Origin of the sequence: Streptomyces auratus (assembly GCF_050433025.1) — a bacterium.
GTDB classification, from domain to species: Bacteria; Actinomycetota; Actinomycetes; order Streptomycetales; family Streptomycetaceae; genus Streptomyces; species Streptomyces sioyaensis.
This window is the reverse complement of the sequence record NZ_JBNGCB010000003.1, coordinates 2,657,971-2,679,200: the sequence shown is the minus strand read 5'-3', so window position 1 is coordinate 2,679,200 and position 21,230 is coordinate 2,657,971. Positions and strand designations below refer to the sequence as shown.

15 protein-coding genes are annotated in these 21,230 nt (G+C 70.7%); 4 read left to right on the top strand and 11 right to left on the bottom strand.

Annotated elements, in window-relative coordinates:
- Nucleotides 1–127: 127 nt before the first annotated feature.
- Nucleotides 128–1,018 (top strand): D-alanyl-D-alanine carboxypeptidase family protein, encoded by an 891-nt coding sequence (locus BKA18_RS31440; RefSeq protein WP_366044633.1) that lies wholly within the window; start codon nucleotides 128–130, stop codon nucleotides 1,016–1,018.
- Nucleotides 1,019–1,085: 67 nt separating this feature from the next.
- Here BKA18_RS31440 and BKA18_RS31435 read toward each other — a convergent pair whose 3' ends face one another.
- The gene (locus BKA18_RS31435; RefSeq protein WP_366044634.1) at nucleotides 1,086–2,429 is read right to left on the bottom strand and encodes a M14 family metallopeptidase; all 1,344 of its coding nucleotides are present in this window, start codon (nucleotides 2,427–2,429) and stop codon (nucleotides 1,086–1,088) included.
- A 99-nt stretch (nucleotides 2,430–2,528) separates the two neighbouring features.
- Nucleotides 2,529–4,493, bottom strand: a complete 1,965-nt coding sequence (locus BKA18_RS31430; protein ID WP_366044635.1) for a Xaa-Pro dipeptidyl-peptidase — start codon at nucleotides 4,491–4,493, stop codon at nucleotides 2,529–2,531.
- A 204-nt stretch (nucleotides 4,494–4,697) separates the two neighbouring features.
- On the opposite strand from BKA18_RS31430, the gene BKA18_RS31425 reads away from it, so the two are divergent.
- On the top strand, nucleotides 4,698–6,197 hold the full coding sequence (locus BKA18_RS31425; RefSeq protein ID WP_366044636.1) for a M1 family metallopeptidase: 1,500 nt from the start codon (nucleotides 4,698–4,700) through the stop codon (nucleotides 6,195–6,197).
- 68 nt (nucleotides 6,198–6,265) lie between these two features.
- On the opposite strand, the gene BKA18_RS31420 is transcribed toward BKA18_RS31425, so the two are convergent.
- Nucleotides 6,266–7,117 (bottom strand): oxygenase MpaB family protein, encoded by an 852-nt coding sequence (locus BKA18_RS31420; protein WP_366044637.1) that lies wholly within the window; start codon nucleotides 7,115–7,117, stop codon nucleotides 6,266–6,268.
- A 469-nt stretch (nucleotides 7,118–7,586) separates the two neighbouring features.
- On the opposite strand from BKA18_RS31420, the gene sph reads away from it, so the two are divergent.
- The gene (sph, locus tag BKA18_RS31415) at nucleotides 7,587–8,558 is read left to right on the top strand and encodes a sphingomyelin phosphodiesterase (protein ID WP_366044638.1); all 972 of its coding nucleotides are present in this window, start codon (nucleotides 7,587–7,589) and stop codon (nucleotides 8,556–8,558) included.
- Between the two features lie 106 nt (nucleotides 8,559–8,664).
- On the opposite strand, the gene BKA18_RS31410 is transcribed toward sph, so the two are convergent.
- Nucleotides 8,665–10,107: an amino acid permease gene (locus tag BKA18_RS31410; protein WP_366044862.1), complete on the bottom strand. Its 1,443-nt coding sequence runs from the start codon at nucleotides 10,105–10,107 to the stop codon at nucleotides 8,665–8,667.
- Nucleotides 10,108–10,238: 131 nt separating this feature from the next.
- Entirely contained in the window at nucleotides 10,239–12,062 is a 1,824-nt protein-coding gene (locus BKA18_RS31405) for an AMP-dependent synthetase/ligase (RefSeq protein WP_366044639.1), read from the bottom strand.
- A 120-nt stretch (nucleotides 12,063–12,182) separates the two neighbouring features.
- Between BKA18_RS31405 and BKA18_RS31400 the strand changes: the two genes are divergently transcribed.
- Nucleotides 12,183–12,938 (top strand): MerR family transcriptional regulator, encoded by a 756-nt coding sequence (locus tag BKA18_RS31400; RefSeq protein ID WP_366044640.1) that lies wholly within the window; start codon nucleotides 12,183–12,185, stop codon nucleotides 12,936–12,938.
- Between the two features lie 34 nt (nucleotides 12,939–12,972).
- Here the strand turns inward: BKA18_RS31400 and BKA18_RS31395 are convergent, their stop codons facing one another.
- The 6 genes from BKA18_RS31395 to BKA18_RS31370 all read right to left on the bottom strand — a co-directional run bounded on the left by BKA18_RS31395 (nucleotide 12,973) and on the right by BKA18_RS31370 (nucleotide 21,230).
- Complete coding sequence (locus tag BKA18_RS31395; RefSeq protein WP_366044641.1) at nucleotides 12,973–15,177, bottom strand: 3-hydroxyacyl-CoA dehydrogenase NAD-binding domain-containing protein; 2,205 nt, start codon at nucleotides 15,175–15,177, stop codon at nucleotides 12,973–12,975.
- Between the two features lie 33 nt (nucleotides 15,178–15,210).
- Nucleotides 15,211–16,425, bottom strand: coding sequence for an acetyl-CoA C-acetyltransferase (locus BKA18_RS31390; RefSeq protein WP_030086013.1), 1,215 nt, complete (start codon nucleotides 16,423–16,425; stop codon nucleotides 15,211–15,213).
- A 61-nt stretch (nucleotides 16,426–16,486) separates the two neighbouring features.
- Nucleotides 16,487–17,629, bottom strand: a complete 1,143-nt coding sequence (locus tag BKA18_RS31385) for an acyl-CoA dehydrogenase family protein (protein ID WP_366044642.1) — start codon at nucleotides 17,627–17,629, stop codon at nucleotides 16,487–16,489.
- Nucleotides 17,630–17,693: 64 nt separating this feature from the next.
- On the bottom strand, nucleotides 17,694–18,887 hold the full coding sequence (locus tag BKA18_RS31380; protein WP_366044643.1) for a CaiB/BaiF CoA transferase family protein: 1,194 nt from the start codon (nucleotides 18,885–18,887) through the stop codon (nucleotides 17,694–17,696).
- Nucleotides 18,888–19,065: 178 nt separating this feature from the next.
- Nucleotides 19,066–19,446, bottom strand: coding sequence for an MmcQ/YjbR family DNA-binding protein (locus BKA18_RS31375; RefSeq protein WP_366044644.1), 381 nt, complete (start codon nucleotides 19,444–19,446; stop codon nucleotides 19,066–19,068).
- 272 nt (nucleotides 19,447–19,718) lie between these two features.
- Nucleotides 19,719–21,230: a sialate:H+ symport family MFS transporter gene (locus BKA18_RS31370; protein ID WP_366044863.1), complete on the bottom strand. Its 1,512-nt coding sequence runs from the start codon at nucleotides 21,228–21,230 to the stop codon at nucleotides 19,719–19,721.

Sequence of the window (21,230 nt, the reverse complement as noted above, 5' to 3'; positions counted from 1 at the left end):
GCGGCATCCGGACACGAACAAATTTGCCGCTCCGCAGGCGCATCCATCCGCCCGTCTCATGCGTCTCACCAGCGAGCGGCACTTTTATGGCGCCGCACTGCAGGGGCATTTCATTTGGAGCATTCACTTGAAAATCGGCATTAAGGGCATTCGGCGCGTGTCCGCGGTCGTCGTCACCGCGGGAGCCGTCCTGACGGCCGGGGCGTTCACCGCCCCGGCGCAGGCCGCCACGCTCAACACCCCCACGATCACCGCCAAGGGCGGTTTCGTGATGAACAACGGCACGGGGTCGACCCTCTTCACCAAGGCCGCCGACACCCGGCTCTCCACCGGCTCCACCACCAAGATCATGACGGCTCGGGTGGTGCTGGGACAGCCGAACCTCGACCTTGATTCCAAGGTCACGGTCCAGAAGGCGTACAGCGACTACATCGTCTCGAAGACGGCGTCGTCGGCCCATCTGATCGTCGGGGACAAGGTCACCGTCCGCCAGCTGCTGTACGGGCTGATGCTGCCGTCCGGCTGCGACGCGGCGTACGCACTGGCCGACAAGTTCGGCAGCGGGTCCACCCGGGCCGCGCGGGTGAAGTCCTTCATCGGCAAGATGAACTCCACCGCCAAGGGCCTCGGCCTGACGAACACGCACTTCGACTCGTTCGACGGCATCGGCAGCGGCGGGAACTACTCGACCCCGCGCGACCTGACGAAGATCGCCAGCAACGCGATGAAGTACTCCACGTTCCGTACGGTCGTGAAGACCAGGTCGACCAAGCAGAAGGTCACGACGAAGAGCGGTGGCTACCGCTACATGTCGTGGACCAACACCAACAATCTGCTGGGCAGCTACGCGGGCACCATCGGCGTCAAGACCGGCTCGGGCCCGGAGGCCAAGTACTGCCTGGTCTTCGCCGCCACCCGGGGCAGCAAGACCGTCATCGGCACGGTCCTGGCCTCCTCTTCGGTGGCCAACCGCACCGCGGACGCCAAGAAGCTGATGGACTACGGCTTCAAGAAGTAGCCCGTTCCGGACGGACAAGGGGGCCTGCGCGCGGCCGGACGGCCGCGGGCGGGCCCCTCTCCTTTGCCTACCGGTTCTCCCCTCTCACGCGAGGGCAGACGTCCAGGGGCGTCGCGTCCGTGACGTGATAGACGGCCCGTTGGTCCAGCAGCAGCGGGACGAGCTTGCGCAGCGGCTGGCGCAGCGGGACGAGCACGCCGTCGCGCTCCCGCTTCCAGAGCACCCCGTGCCCCGCCAGCACGTCCTTGACCTGCGCGAACCGGTCCGCTTCGAGACGGTAGGCGCAGGGCGGATCGGCCAGGGTCTGCTCCTCGGTGGCGGGTTCGTTGTCCGCGCCGCCGAGGTAGACGGGGCCGCGGTCGGTGTATCCGGCGAGCCGGGCGGCGGCGGTGGCCGCTTCGATCCGCGGGCGGTGCCGGTCGAGGAAGGTGAACGCGCCCTTGAGGGCGGCGAGCTGGGAGTCCACCCGGCGCCTGTTGTTGCGCGCGGGGTCGGCCTTCTCGGCGTCGGTCAGCGCGTCGACCCGGGTCTCGACCAGCATCCCGATCGAGCCCTTCACCCCCGCGGTGTTGCGCAGGATCCGCTCCTGGCCGTCGCCCGCGACCTGCTTGACGGGGTCACCGGTCTCCGGGTCGGTCCAGATGCCGTAGACGCCGGTGGAGAAGCCGGCCCGCCGCACGGCGGGCGCCACGAAGTCCTGGGAGAGCGAGGCGGCTTCGCGGTGCACCGGGTCCGCGGTGTTGAGGTTGCGCGGCCACAGCGACAGCACGTCCTTCATGTAGTACGGGACGGTGGGCCCGTACTCGTGCAGGTCGTAGACGGTGTCGGGGCGGTAGTCGCGGAGCACTGCGGCCATCGCGCGGGCCTCGGCGGTCTGCAGGGCGAGGTGGTCGCGGTTGATGTCCGCACCGGTGGAGTTGCCGCGGGTGTCGGCGGCCCGGCCGTCGGGGTTGGCGGTCGGAATGACCAGGACGCTGGTGTGTGCCAGGAAGCGCCGGGTCGCCGGGTCCCGGGCGTAGGCCAGGTCGCGGACGGTGGTCAGGCAGGCCTCGCGCCCGGAGGGTTCGTCACCGTGCTGGGAGCAGGTCAGCAGGACGGAGTTGCCGCGCCGTACGTCCGCCGGGCGCGCGGGAGCCGGGGCACCGATCCGTACGAGCCGCATCGGCCGGCCCTGCGCGGTGGTGCCGATCCGGTCGATGCGCACGCGCGCGGAGCCGCGGTCGACGGCGGTGAGGAACTCCTGCTCCTCGGCCTCGCTGGTCCAGCGGGCGCCGTGGCTGGTCTCGAATCCCGTACGGGGCAGGGGGGTCGCGGCGGCGCGGGCGGGAGGGGCCGGCAGGATCGCGCCGAGGGTGGCCGTCAGTCCGATGGCCAGCGCCCCTCGGGCGAGGCGATGGGAGCGGGATATCACGAGGGGGTGCCTCCCTTGGGCGAGCGGTGGGGGTGGGGCGGGGCCGCCCGCGGTGGGCGGCCCCGGGCGGTCATCCCGCGGCGGTACGGTGCCGGGCGGTCAGCGCGCGGCCGGCATCCGGCTGAGGCCGTGCGGCGGGGCGAGGCCGTCCAGCAAGGGGCCGCCCACCGGGGGCCGGGACACGCCCGCGGTGGCCCGTACGAAGGCGGGGGCGCCACCGGTCAGCGGGAGCGCGGCCGAGGTGCGGGACAGGTCGAGGGTGAGCGTCGGGCGGGACGCGGGCGGGTCGATCAGACCGGCGTCGGTACCGCCGACGAGGAGTGCGAGCCGGTGTCCGGCGGGCACGACATGATCGCTCGCGGCGAGGTGCAGGGTGATCGTGTACGGCCTGCCGGGGGTGAGCGGCCGGCCCTTGTGGGCGTCGGCGTAGGTGCCGAGGTCGGCCCAGCCGCGGCTGAAGACGGTGGCGGCCACCTTCTCCGTGTCGGCGGCGGTCTCCTTGAAGCAGCCGGTGTCGGCCGGGGTGCCCGCGCCCCAGCAGGTGCGCGCGTCCAGCGTGGTGATGCCCTCGCCGGCGGCCGTGTAGTTGCGGATGGTGGCGGGGCCGAGGTCCACCAGGACGGCGGAGAGGTGGGCGGTCGAGGTGCTCGGGGTGGCGGTCACCGTCACCGTTCCGGAGCCGGACAGCCGCAGCGGCGCGCGCAGCGCTCCGGTGCTGAATCCGGCCTTGTCCGGGGTCGGTTGACCGGCCCGGGCCGCCCAGTCGGCCTCGCTCCGCTTCGGATCGTCGGTGAAGGTCTCGGTCGCGCCCTGCGGTGCCTTGGCGGTGCCCAGGACGCCGACACCGGGCACGCTGCCGCCGCGCGGCCGCAGGACGGTCGTCGAGGTGCCGGGTGCGGGCCAGCGGGGGTCGGTGGACCAGCTGCCGGGCGCCCGCTCGACATCGGCCTTCGGCGCCCGCTCGATGCCGTTGTCGTAGCCCATCAGGTAGTGGTCGAACCAGTGGTGCAGGGTCGTGACCCACTCGGCGCGACGGTAGTCGAAGGGGTCGACGTGCCCGGTCTGGGACAGCCAGATCTTGCGCGCGACGCCGTGCCGGGCGAGCGCGTCCCACCACTGACCGGCGTGCCGGGTGCGGACGTTGAGGTCCTGCATGCCGTGCACCATGAAGACGCTGGCCCGGACCCTGCCGGCGGCACGGACGTAGTCGCGCTCGGTCCACAGTCCGGTCCAGTCACCGCTGCGCGGGGCGCCCTTGACGAGCTTGCGCTGCACCGCGTCGCAGTGCTGCTGCGCGCCGGAGCTCTCGACCATGGCCGCGAGGGAGTCGGGGCCCGAGTCGTAGAGCGGGGCGCCCTGGGCGAAGTAGTAGTCGTACCAGGAGGAGATGCCGGCGATCGGGACGATGGTCTTCAGTCCCCTGACCCCGGTGGCCGCCACGCCGTTGGCGATGGTGGCGTCCCAGCTCTTGCCGATCATGCCGGTGCTGCCGTTGGACCAGCCCGCCGTGACGGGTCTGCCGCCCGTCCGCGCGGTGTAGGCGCGGGCTCTGCCGCCGAGCCAGTCGACGACGGCCCTGGCCGACCGGATGTCGGAGCGGCCGCCGACATCCACGCAGCCGTCCGAGCGGTTGGTCCCCGCGAGATCGACGAGGACCGTCGCATAGCCGCGCGGCACGAAGTAGTTGTCGTAGAAGAGCGGGAACCCGGCCGGCCGGCCCCGGTCGTCATACGTCTTCTTCTGGCTCTCGTTGCCGCGTCCGCAGCAGGAGTAGTACGGACTGGCGTCCATGATCACGGGTATGCGGCGGCCCTGCCGGGCGGGTTCGGACGGCCGCACGATGTCGGCGGCGACGCGGTCGGTCCGCCCGTCCCCGTCGCCGTCGAGCCCGGTGTCCACCCAGACCGATTCGCGGATCGCGTGGTCGTAGGAGTAGACGGGTCTGCTCTCACCGGGCACCGCCTGCGCGGCGGCCGGCCCGATCAGGGCGGACAGCAGGGCGGCGACGGCCGCCAGCACGAGCGCTGTGAAGGAGATGCGGGGAATCCGCGCAGGATTGGTCACGAAGCGGACGGTAGCGCGGCTCAACTCCCGCGCGTAAGGGTGCGGGTGACGAGGGAGGTGCGGCCGGTGACAAAGGCGGACGGCGAGAGTGGCCGGATGTGGTTCATGTCGGTCATGTGTCAGATGAGGCCATGTACATGACGCCGGCTCATCGGAGTACATAGGGTCTGAACAGAGCCATCCCCCCTACGAGTTGGAGGACTCGTGCGTCACAGACTCCTCGTCCCGGGCGCGGTCGCACTCAGCCTGGTGCTGGCGGTCCCGGCCTCCGCGGCCGACTTCACCCCGGGCGCTCCGGGTGTGGGCGACACCTACTACCCCGAGAGCGGGAACGGCGGATACGACGTTTCCCACTACGATCTGCGCCTCAAGTACCAGCCGAAGACGGACCTGCTGCAGGGCACGGCGACGCTGCTCGCCACGACCACCCAGGACCTCTCCCGCTTCAACCTGGACTTCGCGCTGAAGGTCAGCGAGATCCGGGTCAACGGCAAGAAGGCCCGCTTCGCCACCTCCGGCAAGCACGAGCTGGAGGTCACCCCGGCCACTCCGCTGGAGAAGGGCAAGCAGATCAGCGTCGTCGTGCGCTATGCGGACAAGCCCTCCGAGGTGAAGATCGACAACTACAGCGCCTGGGCCCGGACGCCCGACGGCGGTGTGGTCGCACAGGAGCCGGACGCCGCCGTGTGGTGGTTCCCCAGCAACGACCACCCCACCGACAAGGCGACGTACGACGTCTCGGTGGCGGTCCCGGACGGCACTCAGGCGCTCAGCAACGGCGTCCTGGCCTCGCAGTCCTCCAAGTTGGGCTGGACGCGTTACAACTGGCGCTCGGACAAGCCGCAGGCGACGTATCTGACGACGCTGGCCGTCGGCAAGTTCGACATCACCACCGACACCACCGCGAACGGCCTGCCGGTGATCAACGCCGTCAGCAAGGACCTCGGCGCGAACGAGGGGTCGGCGAGGGCGAGCATCGCGCGCACCGCCGAGGCCACCGAGTGGCTGGAGAGCGTCTTCGGCCCCTACCCGTTCAATGCGGTGGGCGGCTATGTGCCGAACGTGCCGGCCCATTACGCCCTGGAGACCCAGACCCGTCCGTTCTACGGGAAGAAGGCCTTCGACCGGGGCACCAATGTCTCCGTCGTGGTGCACGAGCTGGCGCACCAGTGGTACGGCGACAGCGTCTCGCTCAAGGACTGGAAGGACATCTGGATCAACGAGGGCTTCGCGGCCTACAGCCAGTGGCTCTGGTCGGAGAAGGAGGGCGAGGGCACCGCTCAGCAGCTGGCGGACTACGTCTACGCCCAGCACCCGGCCGATGACCCGTTCTGGAAGGTCAGGCCGGGCAACCCGGGCGCGGAGAACCAGTTCGACGACGCGGTCTACGACCGCGGCGCGCTGGCCCTCCAGGCGCTCCGCAACAAGGTCGGCGACAAGGTGTTCTTCGGCATCCTCAAGTCCTGGCCGACGGAGCACCGCTACGGCAACGCCTCGGTGGCCGACTTCGTGAAGTTCGCCGGGAAGAAGTCCGGCACGTCGCTGGACGGCTTCTTCGACACCTGGCTCTTCGAGCCGACCCGGCCCGCTGCCGGCGCGGCAGGCCGGACGCTCGGCGTGCGGCACACGGCCGTAGCCGAGCCCAAGTCGTGGCGGCAGATCGCCGCGGCCACCCACGGCGTGCACGGGGTACACGGGCACTGAGCAGGCCGTTCACCGGCCGATCCGAGCGGAGCCGGGGGCGCCCCCGGCTCCGCTCGCGTACCGCGTCCTCAGCCGCGCGCCGCCCGGCGGGCCCGGCGGGCGATCGGCATGAACCGCAGCCGCTCCGGAAGCACCGGCACCACGGCGCGCACCACCCGCCCGAAGCGGCGCAGCCTGCGCTCCTGTGCGTCCGTCCACTCCAGACCGAGGGCGCTGCGGGCGTCCGGCGGCATCAGCCCGATCGTCAGGAAGCGCCGGAAGCGGGTGAAGCACGGACACAGCGACGGCCAGAGCGGCCGGAGGAGCAGCCGCAGCCACCGGGGGCCGCGGTCGGGGGCCGGGATCGGCTGGTCCGGCGCGATCAACTCCTCGACCACGACGGTCACTTCGAGATCGTTCTCAAGGACCTTGCGGTAATACGGCCAGAACTCCTCGATGGTCTGCGGCATATCGCGGTCATGGATGCCCAGCACCCGGCCGACCTGGAGCCACTCCGCGTACAGCTGCCGCTCCTGCGCCTGGGTGAAGGGACGGCCGAGATACTGCTGGGCGTGCCGGAAGACGGGATAGCCGGTGGCGTGCACCCAGGCGTAGGAGGAGGGCGTGAGCGCGTGGTATCGGTGGCCGTGCGCGTCGGTCCCCTGAATGGCCTTGTGCAGCCGGCGCAGCCGGCGCCCCTCCGCGGCCGCGCCCTCGCCGCCGTACACCCACAGTTGCAGCGAGGTCAGCGACCGCTCGCCGCGTCCCCACGGGTCCGTGCGGAACACGGAGTGGTCGTCCACTCCGGCTCCTACCGAGGGGTGGGCGACCTGCATGGTCAGCGCGGCCGGCAGGGTCAGCAGCATGCGGATGTCCCCGACCAGCGACCAGAGCACGCCTCCGACCGGAGGGGGATTTGGTTCGTTATTTACCGTATTCATTGCATTAATCATGATACGGCGGCTCCCCGTGACCGGCTTAGGAGGGGATCGATTCTGCGTCACCCTCGCCGGCCCCTCCACGCCGCGGCCCCCTGGGGCGCCGCCGGGCCGACGTCACCCCGGCCGCAGCGACCGCGCCGCGGCGCACCGCCGGACCGCGCACCGGCCGAGCGCACCGCCACCGCCACCACCGCCCGAGACCCCGACCCCCCGATCCGGACGGGAGGCGCACCTCGGGACGGTCGACGGGAGGCGCACCTCGGGGCGGTCACCGCGCCGCGGCCCCCGCGACCGAGACCGGCCGACGACGGCGGCAGTGGCAGTGGCAGTGGCGGCACATCCGACGCCCCCTCACCACCGACGGCTTCGCTCCGTACATCTCACACCCCCCGAGCGGCTACCTGGAAGTAACCCCAGCTGGTTGGATGAGCGTCGCCGAGTCAAGTCCCCACCCCCACAGGGAGATTCAGTGCCGCACTCACCGCTGCGCACGTCCCGGATCGCGGCCCTCACCGCGGCTCTCGCCGCCGTCACCGTGGCCGCCGCCCCCTCCGCGTCGGCCGCCGCCGTCCCCCATCTGAAGGTGCTCAGCTACAACACCTTCCTCATGAGCAAGACGCTGTACCCCAACTGGGGCCAGGACCACCGCGCCCAGGCGATCGCGGCCGCGGACTTCTTCCAGGGCAACGATGTCGTCGTGCTCCAGGAGGCGTTCGACAACTCCGCCTCCGATGCGCTGAAGAGCCGGGCCGCGGCGCAGTATCCGCACCAGACACCGGTAGTGGGCCGGAGCCGGAGCGGCTGGGACTCCACCGGCGGTGCCTACTCGGCCACCACCCCCGAGGACGGCGGGGTCACGCTGCTGAGCAAGTGGCCCATCGTCCACAAGGAGCAGTACGTCTACAGGGACGCCTGCGGTTCGGACTACTTCTCCAACAAGGGCTTCGTCTATGCGGTGTTGGACGTCAACGGCACCAAGGTGCATGTGGTCGGCACCCACACCCAGTCCACCGACTCGGGCTGCAAGGCGGGCGAGTCGGCCGCGGACCGGGCCAAGCAGCTCAAGGAGGTGGACGCCTTCCTGGACGCCAAGAACATCCCGGCGGACGAGGAGGTGATGGTGGCCGGCGATCTGAACATCGACTCACACGGCGACGAGTACCCCGCGCTGCTCGGCAACGCCGATCTGGCGCCCGCCGACAGCCGCACCGGGCACCCCTATTCCTTCGACACCCAGGAAAACTCGATCGCGAAGTACCGCTACCCGAACGACCCCCGCGAGGACCTGGACTACGTACTGCACCGCAACGGCCATGCCCGGCCCGCCGGATGGCAGAACACCGTGGTGAAGGAGGAGTCGGCTCCCTGGACGGTCTCCAGCTGGGGCAAGGACTACACCTACACCAATCTCAGCGACCACTATCCGCTGATCGGCGGCTGAGGGGCGGACGGCGCCGGGCGCGGGGCCCCGACGCACAAGGGCGGTCGCGGACGCCTTCCGGCATCCGCGACCGCCCCGAGGTGTCAGGCGCCCCGCTGCTGCGTGGCTACTGCGACAGTTCGCGCTCCTGGGCGATCCGGTTCACCCGGCCGCGGACCGCGAACCAGCCGGCCACCAGCGCGGCGGCGATCACCGGAATGATCATCACGGTCTGCCGGCCGACACCGTCGTCGAACCACATCAGCACGATGACGCCGAGCAGGAAGACGATGGTGGCGATGTCGGTGACCGGAGTGCCCGGCAGCCGGAAGCGCGGCCGCTCGACCAGGCCCTCCTTCGACCGGCGCACGAACACCATGTGGCAGACCATGATCGTGCACCAGGTGCTGACGATGCCCAGCGCCGCGATGTTCAGCACGATCTCGAACGCCTCACCCGGCACGACGTAGTTGAGCGCGACGCCCAGCACACACACCGTGGAGGTGAGCATGATGCCGCCGTACGGCACCTGGTTGCGGTTCATCCGGCCGGCGAACTTGGGCGCGGAGCCCGCCATCGACATGGAGCGCAGGATGCGGCCGGTGGAGTAGAGCCCGGAGTTCAGGCTGGACATCGCCGCGGTCAGCACGACGAGGTTCATCACATCGCCCGCCGCCGGCACACCGACGTTGGACAGCACGGTGACGAAGGGGCTCTCACCGCCGGTGTACTTGTTCCACGGCAGCAGCATGGCCAGCAGGATCACCGAGCCGACGTAGAAGACGCCGACCCGCCACATGATGGAGTTGACGGCCTTCGGCACGACCTTCTCCGGCTCACCGGTCTCACCGGCGGTCACACCGACCAGCTCCACCGCGGAGTAGGCGAAGACCACACCCTGGAGCACGATCACGACGGGCAGCATGCCGGTCGGGAAGAGGCCGCCGTGGTCGGTGATCAGATTCAGACCTGGCGCATGGCCGCCGACCGGGTGCTGGGTGGCCAGCAGGAAGATGCCGATGAACATGAAGATGACCAGCGCGGCGACCTTGATGATCGCGAACCAGAACTCCAGCTCACCGAAGATCTTCACGGAGATGAGGTTCACCGTCAGCACGACCGCGAGCGCGATCAGTGCCATGACCCACTGGGGGATGCTGGTGAACATGCTCCAGTAGTGGGTGTAGAGCGCGATCGCGGTGATGTCGGCGATACCGGTCGTCGACCAGTTGACGACGTACATCCATCCGGCGACGTAGGCGCCCTTCTCCCCCAGGAACTCACGGGCGTAGGAGACGAACGAGCCGGACGACGGGCGGTGCAGCACCAGCTCGCCCAGGGCGCGTACGACGAAGAATGCGAAGAGACCGCAGACCGCGTAGGCGATGGCCAGTGCGGGACCGGCGGAGTGCAGCCGGCCGCCGGCGCCCAGGAACAGGCCGGTGCCGATCGCTCCGCCGATGGCGATCATGTTGATGTGCCGGCCCTTGAGGCCCTTGCTGTAGCCCGCGTCGCCCGCATCCTGCTGGGCGCCGCTTCCCCCGTCAGGTGACCTGTGGGCTGAGTCGATGACGGTTTCTGTGCTCACTGCTGGTGTATCTCGCTTTCGGGCAGGCTTGAGCGATGGCCGGATCCCGTGGATCGCACGGCCGGTCGACGGCACACCCTCCCTGAAGAGCGCCCCTCCGTCTGTGCGCAAGATCACAACGCGTACAGGCCATCCAAGATTTGTCCGAATTTGTCGTGAATTACCCGGCGCCTCATTTTGAAAGAGGGCGTCAGTTCACCCGATTCCGGACCCCACTCCTCGCCCAGCATCGCGAATTTTCTGACCTGTTCAGTCCTGTTGAGGCGTTTGTTGGCCGAACCGACAGCTCGCTCGATCTCGGCCCGCACCTCCGGATGCCGGGCCAGCTCCCGCAAGGTGCCCCCGAGGCCGTGCCGTGCCGCCCAGGCGGGGGCCAGCTCCGGGTCCAGGACCAGCAGCGCGACCAGATACGGCCGGTTGTCGCCGTACACCAGCGCCTGGGCGATGAGCGGGTGCTCCTTCAGGACGTTCTCCACCAGGGCGGGCGCGATATTCCGGCCCGTCGACGTCACGATCAGTTCCTTCTTGCGGTCGGTCAGCCAGAGGAAGCCGCCCTCGTCGATCCGTCCGATGTCGCCCGTCGCGAACCAGCCGTCGGCATCGGTCATCCGCTCCACCGACCCGTCGGCCCGCAGATAGCCCGCGCACACGGTCCGCCCCCGGACCTCGATCTCCCCGTCCGCGGCAGTCCGCAGCTCCACCCCGCCGAGCGGGCGGCCGACCGAGCCCCTCCGGAAGGCACCGGGACCGTTGGTCGTCGCCACCCCCGTCGTCTCGGTCAGCCCCCAGGCGTCCATGATCACGATGCCCAGACCGGCCCAGAACCGCAGCACGTCCGGCGGCATCGGTGCGGCCGCGCTCGCCGCCCACACCAGCCGGTCGAAGCCGGCCGGCGCCAGCAGCGGATCGAGCACCTCGGCCCTGGCCCTGCGGTACGCCTCCGCCAGCTGGGCGGACGGGCGCTCCCCTCGCTCCTGACAGGCGAGGTGGGCACGGGCGCAGTCGCCCGCCGCGGCGACGGCCGCCCGCCGCTCCTCGGGGAGCTGCGTCACTACGGTCCGTATCGACACCGTCAGCTTCTCCCAGACCCGCGGCACTCCGAAGAACTCCGCCGGATGCAGCGCGCGCACGGCGTCGGCCACCGCGGCCGGGTCCGCGCAGAGGTGGACGTGAGAGGCCCGGAAGACCGGCAGATACAGCCCCAGCATCCGCTCGGCGATATGCGCGAAGGGGAGGTAACAGAGGTGGTCGGGATGGTCCGGCACCTCCACCACGGCGTCCAGCGCCCTCGCGTTGAGCACCACATTGCGGTGGCTGACCACCACGCCTTTGGGCTCGCCGGTGGTGCCGGAGGTGTAGACGACGGTGAGCGGATCCGCCGCGTCCGCCTGCCGCAGGCCCTCCTCGAACGCCACCGGGTCGTACCGCTCGGCGCCCCGGGCGGCCAGCGCCGCCCAGCTGACGAACCGGTCCGCCGCACCGGCGCCCTCGGTGTCGACGAGCACCAGCCGGTCCAGGCACGCGGCCGCATCGTCGAGCAGCGGCGTCCAGCGCCCGGCCGCGCGCACCCCCTCCACCACGGCGAGGCGGGCCCTGCTGTGCCGGACGACCCGGGCGAGCTGCTCGGGCGCCGCGGTGCCGTACACGGTCACCGGCACCGCGCCCAGATGCACCAGGGCGAGGTCGCTGAGCCAGTGCTCGGGGCGGTTGCCCATCATGAGGAGGACGATCTCGCCCCGCCGTACGCCCAGCGAGCGGTACCCGGCCGCCAGCTCGGCGACCCGGTGGCGCACCTCGGCCCAGCTGAGCGTGTGCCGGCCGCCGGGGTCAGCCCAGGACAGCGCCGGCAGCCCTCCGTGATCCTCGGCATTGCGCAACAGCAGTGCCGGCAGGGTGAGTTCGTCCGCTGCGCCGGGCATGCGCAGGATCGTGGTCACGACGGCCTCCTGAGAAGGTGCGCCGGCGCCACGGACGTGCCGGGCCCGCGGCGGTACGCCCGGCGGAGAAGGGGGGCAAGAGGTTTCACAAGAGTGGTGAGACAGCAATACTGTTGAATCATGAGGGAGTCCGCCACCGGTCTGACCGTCGACGAGCTGGCCGCCCGCGCCGGCGTCACGGTCCGCACGATCCGCTTCTACAGCACGCGCGGTCTGCTGCCGCCGCCGGAGATCGGTCCGCGCCGGGTCGGCCGCTACGGACCGGACCACCTCTCGCGGCTCGCGCTCATCGAGGAGCTCCAGCACCAGGGCCTGACGCTGTCGGCGATCGAGCGCTATCTGGAGCAGCTGCCACCCGATCTGAGCGCCCAGGATCTGGCCATCCACCGGGCGCTGGTGGCCGGCTGGGTACCGGACAAGGCGGAGGACGCGACCCGGGAACAGCTGGAGCGGCGGGTCGGCCGGGCGCTGACCGAGGAGGACGTGGACCGGCTGGCGGCGATGAGCGTGCTCGTACGGACCGAGGACCCCCGTGTCTTCCGGGTCGACCCGGGACTGCTCCATCTGGGCACGCGCCTTCTGGACGTGCCGATCGCGCTGGAGACCATCCTCGCGGCGCGCAGCGTCGTCATCGAGCACACCCGCGCGGCGGCCCGGGAGCTCAGCCGGCTCTTCAAGGACGAGGTATGGGAGCCGAACCGGCACGGCGGGCCGGACGAGGAGGAGATGGCGCGGATGAAGTCGCTCTCGGCCGAGATGCAGCCGATGGTGGTGCAGGCACTGGTCACCGCCTTCCAGCGGTCGATGAAGCAGGAGCTGCGGGAGTCGTTCGGCAAGGAGGGCGACCGCAGCCGGCGGGACGGGCCCCAGGGGTGACGGGGGCGGGCCGCCGGGGCCCGCCCCCGACCGTTCAGTCGCTGAACTTCTCGCCCTTCCCGGCCTTTTCGACCAGCAGCGGGGACGGCGCGAACCGGTCTCCGTAGGCAGCCTGCAGCTCACGGGCGCGGGCCACGAATCCGGGCAGACCGACGAGTTCCTCCCGCCCTGGCCCACCCTGGTAGCCGTTGATGTACTGGAGCACACCGCCGGTCCAGCCGGGGAAGCCGATGCCCAGGATGGAGCCGATGTTCGCGTCGGCGACGGAGGTGAGCACGCCCTCCTCCAGGCAGCGGACGGTGTCCAGCGCCTCGGAGAACAGCATCCGCTCCTGCATGTCGGCGAACGGGATGCCGGCGCCCTCCTGGGCGAAGTGTTCCCGCAGGCCCGGCCACAGACCGGCGCGCTTGCCGTCGTCGCCGTACTCGTAGAAGCCGGCGCCGCCGCTGCGGCCGGGGCGGCCGAACTCGTCGACCATCCGGTCGATGACCGCGTCGGCCGGATGCGGCTGCCAGGTGCCGCCGGACTCCTCGACCGCCCGCTTGGACTCCTCGCGGATCTTGCGCGGCAGGGTCAGGGTCAGCTCGTCCATCAGCGACAGCACCTTGGCCGGATAGCCGGCCTGGGCGGCGGCCTGCTCGACGGAGACCGGGTCGAGGCCCTCGCCGATCATCGCCACGCCCTCGTTGATGAAGTGGCCGATGACGCGGGACGTGAAGAAGCCCCGCGAGTCATTGACGACGATCGGAGTCTTGCGGATCTGCCGGACCAGGTCGAAGGCGCGGGCCAGCGCCTCGTCACCGGTCCGCTCGCCCTTGATGATCTCCACCAGCGGCATCTTGTCGACCGGCGAGAAGAAGTGCAGCCCGATGAAGTCCTGCTCCCGCTCGACGCCTTCGGCCAGCAGCGTGATGGGCAGGGTGGAGGTGTTGGAGCACAGCAGCGCGTCGGGGGCGACGATGTGCTGGATCTCCTTGAACACCTTGTGCTTGAGACCGACGTCCTCGAAGACCGCCTCGATGACGGCGTCACAGCCCGCGAGATCGGCGGGCTCGGCGGTGGGCGTGATGCGCGCCAGCAGCTCATCGCGCTGCTGCTCGGTGGTCCGGCCCCGGGAGAGCGCCTTGGCGAGCAGCCCCTCCGCATACGCCTTGCCCTTCTGGGCCGCCTCCAGGGAGAGGTCCTTGAGGACGACCTGCATCCCGGCCTTGGCGCAGGAGTAGGCGATGCCCGCGCCCATCATCCCGGCGCCGAGGACCGCGACCTTCTCGACCTTGCGCGGCTCGATGTCCTTGGGACGGTTGGCTCCCGAGTTGACGGCCTGCAGATCGAAGAAGAACGCCTGGATCATGTTCTTGGAGACCTGACCGGTCACCAGCTCGACGAAGTAGCGCGCCTCGATGGTCTGCGCGGTCTCGAAGTCGACCTGGGAGCCCTCGACCGCCGCGGCCAGGATGTTGCGCGGGGCCGGATACGGCGCGCCGTTCAGCTGCTTCTTGAGGTTGGCGGGGAACGCCGGGAGGTTGGCCGCGAACTTCGGCTGGGCGGGGGTGCCGCCGGGGATGCGGTACCCCTTGACGTCCCAGGGCTGCTGGGACTCGGGGTGCTCGTCGACGAAGGCGCGGGCCTTGGCGAGGAGCTCCTCGGGGGTGGCCGCGACCTCGTGGATCAGGCCTGCGTCCTTGGCCCGGCCGGCGTTGTACTGGGTGCCCTGGAGGAGCACCTTCAGCAGTGCGTCGGTGATGCCGAGCAGCCGGACGGTGCGGGTGACGCCGCCGCCGGCGGGCAGCAGGCCGAGGGTGACCTCGGGCAGGCCGATCTTGGTGCCGGGGGTGTCGAGGGCGATGCGGTGGTGGCAGGCCAGGGCGATCTCGTAACCGCCGCCCAGCGCCGCGCCGTTGATCGCGGCGACGACGGGCTTGCCGAGGGTCTCGATGCGGCGCAGGTCGCGCTTGATGCCGTTGCCGGTCTCGAAGGCCTGCTGGGCCTGTGCGGGGGTGATGGCGATGAGTTCGCGCAGGTCACCGCCGGCGAAGAAGGTCTTCTTGGCGGAGGTGAAGATGATGCCGCGGATGCTGTCCTTCTCGGCCTCCAGGCGGTCGGCGACCGCGGTCAGGGAGGCCTTGAAGGCGTTGTTCATGGTGTTGGCCGACTGGTCGGGGTCGTCCAGGACCAGGGTGACGATGCCGGTCTCGTCCTGTTCCCAGCGGATGGTCGACGACGCAGGGGACTCGCTCACTGTGGCTTCTCCGTAAGGGGTGGGGACGGGCGGTCAGAGGCGCTCGATGACGGTGGCGATACCCATGCCGCCGCCGACGCAGAGGGTGGCCAGGCCGTAGCGCTTGTCCTGCCGCTCCAGCTCGTCGATCAGGGTGCCGAGGATCATGGCGCCGGTGGCGCCGAGGGGGTGGCCCAGGGCGATGGCGCCGCCGTTGACGTTGACCTTGTCCAGGCTCAGGCCCATGTCCTTGACGAAGCGCAGCACCACGGCGGCGAAGGCCTCGTTGATCTCGACGAGATCGATGTCGTCGATGGTCAGCCCGGCCTTGGCGAGGGCCTTGCGGCTGGCGGGCGCCGGGCCGGTGAGCATGATCGTCGGCTCGGAGCCGGAGACCGCGGCGGAGAGGATGCGGGCCCGCGGGGTCAGGCCGTAGCGCTCGCCGACCTCCTTGGAGCCGATGGCGACGAGCGCCGCGCCGTCCACGATGCCGGAGGAGTTGCCCGCGTGGTGGACGTGGTCGATCTTCTCGACCCAGTGGTACTTCTGCAGGGCGACCGCGTCGAAGCCGCCCGCGTCACCGATCGTGGCGAAGGACGGCTTGAGGCCGGCCAGGGAGTCGGCGGTGGTGCCGGGCCGCATGTGCTCGTCGTGGTCGAGGACGACCAGGCCGTTGCGGTCGCGCACCGGGACGACGGAGCGGTCGAAGCGGCCGTCCTTCCAGGCCTCGGCGGCGCGCTCCTGGGAGAGCGCGGCGAATTCGTCGACATCGCGCCGGGTGTAGCCCTCGATGGTGGCGATCAGGTCGGCGCCGATGCCCTGCGGGACGAAGCCGGTGTCGAAGTTGGTCATCGGGTCGGCGAACCAGGCGCCGCCGTCGGAGGCCATCGGGACCCGGGACATGGATTCGACACCGCCCGCCAGGACCAGGTCCTCCCAGCCCGAACGCACCTTGGCCGCGGCCATGTTGACGGCTTCGAGACCCGACGCACAGAAGCGGTTCTCCTGGACGCCGGCGACCGTGTCGGGCAGGCCGGCGGCGATCGCCGCGATCCGCGCGATGTCGGATCCCTGGTCGCCGACCGGGCCGACCACGCCGAGCACGATGTCGTCGACGGCGGCCGGGTCGAGTCCGGGGAAGCGCCGGCGCACTTCGTGGATCAGTCCGACGACCAGGTCGATCGGCTTGGTGCCGTGCAGCGCGCCGGTGGCCTTGCCGCGGCCGCGCGGGGTGCGGATCGCGTCGTATACGTACGCTTCGGTACTCAAGTCAACAAGCCTTTCGCATGAGGGTGGGGCAGGGGCAGCGAGTGGTCCGGGGCCGTCCGGGTCAGTCCAGCAGGGAGCGTCCGATGATCTCCTTCATGATCTCGGTGGTCCCTCCGTAGATCGTCTGGATGCGGCCGTCGGTGAAGGCCTTGGCCACGCGGTATTCGGCCATATAGCCGTATCCGCCATGGAGTTGCAGACAGCGGTCGGCGACGCGTTTTTGCAGCTCGGTGGCCCACCACTTGGCCATCGAGGCATGCGTCGCGTCCAGCTCGCCGGCGGTGTGGTCGGCGATACAGCGGTCGACGAAGGCGCGGGTGACGGCGCATTCGGTGGCCATCTCGGCTATCTCGAAGCGGATGTGCTGGAGCTTGGACAGCGGCCGTCCGAACGCCTCGCGCTCCTTGACGTACCGGCTGGTGATCTCCAGCAGATGTTCGGCGGCGGCGATCCCGGAGACGGCGATGTTCATCCGCTCCTGCGCGAGATGGGTCATCAGGTGGATGAAGGCGCCGTTCAGCTCGCCGAGCAGATTCTCCTTGGGGACGCGGACGTCGTGGAAGAACAGCTCGGCGGTGTCCTGGGCCTTCTGGCCGATCTTGTCGAGGTTGCGGCCGCGCTCGAAACCCGCCATGCCCCGCTCGACGACCAGCAGGCTCAGACCGTGCGCCCCGCCCTCCGGCGTCGTCCTGGCCACGACGATAACCAGGTCGGCGAGGATGCCGTTGGAGATGAAGGTCTTGGAACCGTTGAGGATCCAGTGGTCGCCGGCGTCCTCGGCGTGGGTGCGGATGCCCTGCAGGTCGGAGCCGGCGCCGGGCTCGGTCATCGCGATGGCGGTGATGATCTCGCCGCTGCAGAAGCCGGGCAGCCAGCGGCGCTTCTGCTCGTCGGTGGCGAGCGTCGTCAGATAGGGGCCGATGATGTCGTTGTGCAGGCCCACGGCGAGCCCGGCGGCGCCCGCCCGGGTGAACTCCTCGGCCAGCACCACGCTGTAGCGGAAGTCGGGCTGTCCGCCCCCGCCGTACTCCTCGGGCACCGCGAGTCCCAGCAGCCCCTGGGCGCCGGCCGCCCGCCAGGCGTCGCGGCTGACGATGCCGTCCTTCTCCCACTGCTCGTAATGCGGCGTCACTTCCCTGGTGAGGAAGGTCCGGACGGTCTCGCGGAACGCGTCGTGGTCCGCGGTGAAGATCTGGCGCTTCATCTGTCGGGGCCCTCCTCAGAGCCAGTGTGTGACGGTCTCGGTCGGCTTGGCGGGCAGCGGCCCCTCAGCCGGCTGTGTCCTTCTGCTCGGCGCGGGCTCGGCCGCCGGACGGGGCGTCGGACGGGCCCGGCGGCGGCGCGGCGAGGAGGCTGGGTGCCTGCCAGTCGCGCGCGATCTCCGCGGTGTCCGCACCGGGCCGTGCGGGTGGTCGGCGGAGCGCCCCCGGCGTGCGCGAGAACCGCGGCGCGGGCGCGGGCTGGGTGATCCCGCCGTGCTCGACGAAGGTGCCGCGGGCGGCGAGATGCGGATGCTGCGGGGCCTCGCGGAGGGAGAGCACGGGCGCGACACAGGCGTCGGACCCCTGGAAGACCGCCGTCCACTCCTCGCGGGTCCGGGTCCTGAAGCGCGCGGCGATGGCCGCGCGCAGCTCCGTCCAAGCGGCGAGGTCATCGCGGTCGGGGACCTCCTGTGCGAGGCCCAGCAGCCGGATGAACTCGCCATAGAAGCGCTTCTCCAGCGCGCCGACCGCCATATGGCCGCCGTCGGCGGTCTCGTAGGTGCCGTAGAAGGGTGCGCCGCCGTCCAGCAGATTGCTGCCGCGCCGGTCCTGCCAGCCGCCGGCCGCCAGCATGCCGTGGATCATCGCCGTCAGATGGGCCGTGCCGTCGACGATGGCGGCATCGACGATCTGGCCCCTGCCGTCTTCGCTGCGGGCGTGCTGGAGGGCGGCGAGGATGCCGATGACGAGGTAGAGAGAGCCGCCGGCGTAGTCACCGACGAGGTTGGCGGGGATGGCGGGCGGGCCGTCGGGCGAGCCGATCATGCCGAGGGCGCCCGTGATGGCGATATAGCCGATGTCGTGTCCGGCGGTGTCGGCGAGCGGGCCCTGCTGCCCCCAGCCCGTCATCCGGCCGTAGACCAGCCGGGGGTTGAGCGCCAGGCACTCCTCGGGGCCCACGCCCAGCCGCTCGGCCACGCCGGGGCGGTAGCCCTCCACCAGCACATCGGCGCGGGCGACCAGTTCCCGTACCTGCGCCACCCCCTCGGGGGTCTTGAGATCCACCAGCACGGAGCGTTTGTTGCGGTTGGTGAGGTCGTACGCGGGGTCGATGCCCAGCCCCGCGCCTCCGGGGCGGTCGACGCGGACGACATCGGCGCCGAGGTCGGCCAGCAGCATGGCCGCGAAGGGGCCGGGGCCGATGCCTGCGAGTTCGACGACCCGCACCCCGCTCAGCGGGCCGTTCCCTGACTCTGTCATCGCGCCCCATGCCTTTCCGCACTGTGACACTTCTGATGTAACACTCGTGATGTTAAGAACGTGTTCCACTTTCCACAAGCCCCTCATGCCAGGTGGCAACCGCGGAAAAGGCCCGTGCCGTCGATGCTCAACTGCCATCGCCGTCACGGGCCTTTGCGCGTCTGCTGCCGCTGCGCCGCTATCCCCCGTCGAGCTCGGCGATGAGCTTCTTGGGGGCTATGACGCGATACGACTCCTCCGCCCAGTCGCAGAGCAGCTCGGCCGGCGGAGCGCCCTGCTCCTCCAGGGGGACCTGGACCCATCCGGACGCGCCCAGGCCGTAACCGGCGGGCTTGGCGCCGGGCGAGGTCAGCGCATGGGCATGCGCCTCCGGGTCCTTGAGTTTCAGCGTGACCCCGCGCGGATGGCTGCCGTCATCGACCCCGAGGTAGACGAAGACCTTTTTGTTGACCTTGATGACGCTCTCGCCCCACGGAAACTCCTCCACGGCTCCGGGCAGGGCCAGCGCGAACGCCCGCACCTGCTCCCGCACCGCCGCCGGATCCGACGCCTTCGCCATGACTTCCTCCACGTCCGTCCCCCGTACGGCACCGTCTGCGGTACCGCCCGGCCCACGCGCACACCGCGCGGGCCGGCCAACGCATTCCACGCTAACGGCGACCACTGACAACGGCCCCGCGGAGCGCCGGACGCCCGGCCGGCAGCGGCACGCCTGCCGCCATGCCTGCCCGGCTCCACAAGGCGCCACGCCGTCGGCTCGCGCGGCGCACAGCCCGAGCACGGCGCCCGCCCCGTCCGGCCCGGCTGTGGTGCCCGTCGCGCCGGGCACCGCTATGGCGCGTCGGGGGCCGCGTCCCCGAAGGCCGGGCCGGGCGCCGCCCCCGCGGGAAGGGTCCCCGTTCCCCCGGCCTCCGGTACGAGGTGGTCATCGGGCGCCCGACGGTCCGCAAGGCGTCCCAGTCGCTGAGGAATGTTGCCGCCCACCAGGAGGATGACGACGAGCGTCAGCCCGAAGGTGAGCACGGCGAGCGCCCGCCCCAGGGGCATGCCTTCGGCCAGTCGGGCCCCGAGGACGGGCGCCACCGCCCCGCCCAGGGCCCCGACGTTGTAGACAAAGCCCAGGGAGGCGGCGCGGGTGGCGGTCGGGAAGTGGCCGGCGAGGTACTTCGGCAGGATCCCCGAGATGCCCTGGCCGAGCGCGAGCAGCACGAAGATGAGCACTCCGAGCGCCGGGAGACTGTCCCGTACCGCGAAGACCGGAAAGACGAAGGCCAGTGAGGCCAGCAGGGTGTACGCGTAGGCGCGGCGGGTGCCGAGCAGGTCGCCGACGAAGCCCGCCAGCCAGCAGCCCGCCATGGTCCCGAAGCCCGCGTAGAACATCACGTCGGTGACCTGCGCGGGGGCGTATCCGAGGTCGGTCTTGAGGTAGGTGGGTAGCAGGGCCTGGATCGGCCAGCTGTAGAGGAAGGCGCAGAAGACCGTCGCCATGAGGGAGACGTACAGCAGCCATCCCCGGCGGCCGCCGAGCTGCACGGCGAACGCGATCAGACACAGCGCGGCGACGCCCGACAGCCAGGGGACACCACCGGCGCCGACGGGCGTGAACACGCAGAACAGCGCGACCGAGGCGGTCGCCGCCAGCGCCGTGTTGCCCCAGCCCCGGATGCGACCGGTGAACAACGGCCGGAAGGGGTTGGGGCGTTCCCCGTCCGGACGGGCGGCGATCTGCCGCTGCCAGTCACCGGCCTCCGGCAGCGATCTGCGCACCCAGACGGCGACCAGGACGGGCAGTACGCCGATCCAGAACATCCAGCGCCAGCCCCCGTGCGGGACCACCCATTTGTAGAGCTCGGCCGCGAGGACGGTGCCGCCCGCGTAACCGGAGATCAGGAATCCGGAAGCCCGGTTACGCCATCGGGTGGGCCAGCTCTCCAGCACATACGTTGCGCCGGCGCTGTACTCCCCCGCCATGCCCAGACCGATGACCAGCCGGGCGACGAACAAACTGGTGTAATCCCAGGCGAACCCACAGGCGAAGGTGCCGAGCGAATAGAGCAGAATGCTGGTGATCATGGCGGCCCGGCGGCCGTAGCGGTCGCCCATCGCGCCCAATGCGGCGCCGCCCAGCCATCGGGTGATGAAGGCGCCGGAGATCAGCGAGGCGGCGGTGGCGGTGCGCAGGTGGAATTCGTCGGCGATGTCGGTCAGCACCAGCGTGATCAGGACGAAGTCGAAGCCGTCCAGGAGATAGCCGATCCAGGCGGCGAACATCGCCTTCCACTGGGACGGGGTGACCTCCAGCCACCCGCTCCGTAACCGGCCAGGGATGTTCCAGGGGCGCAT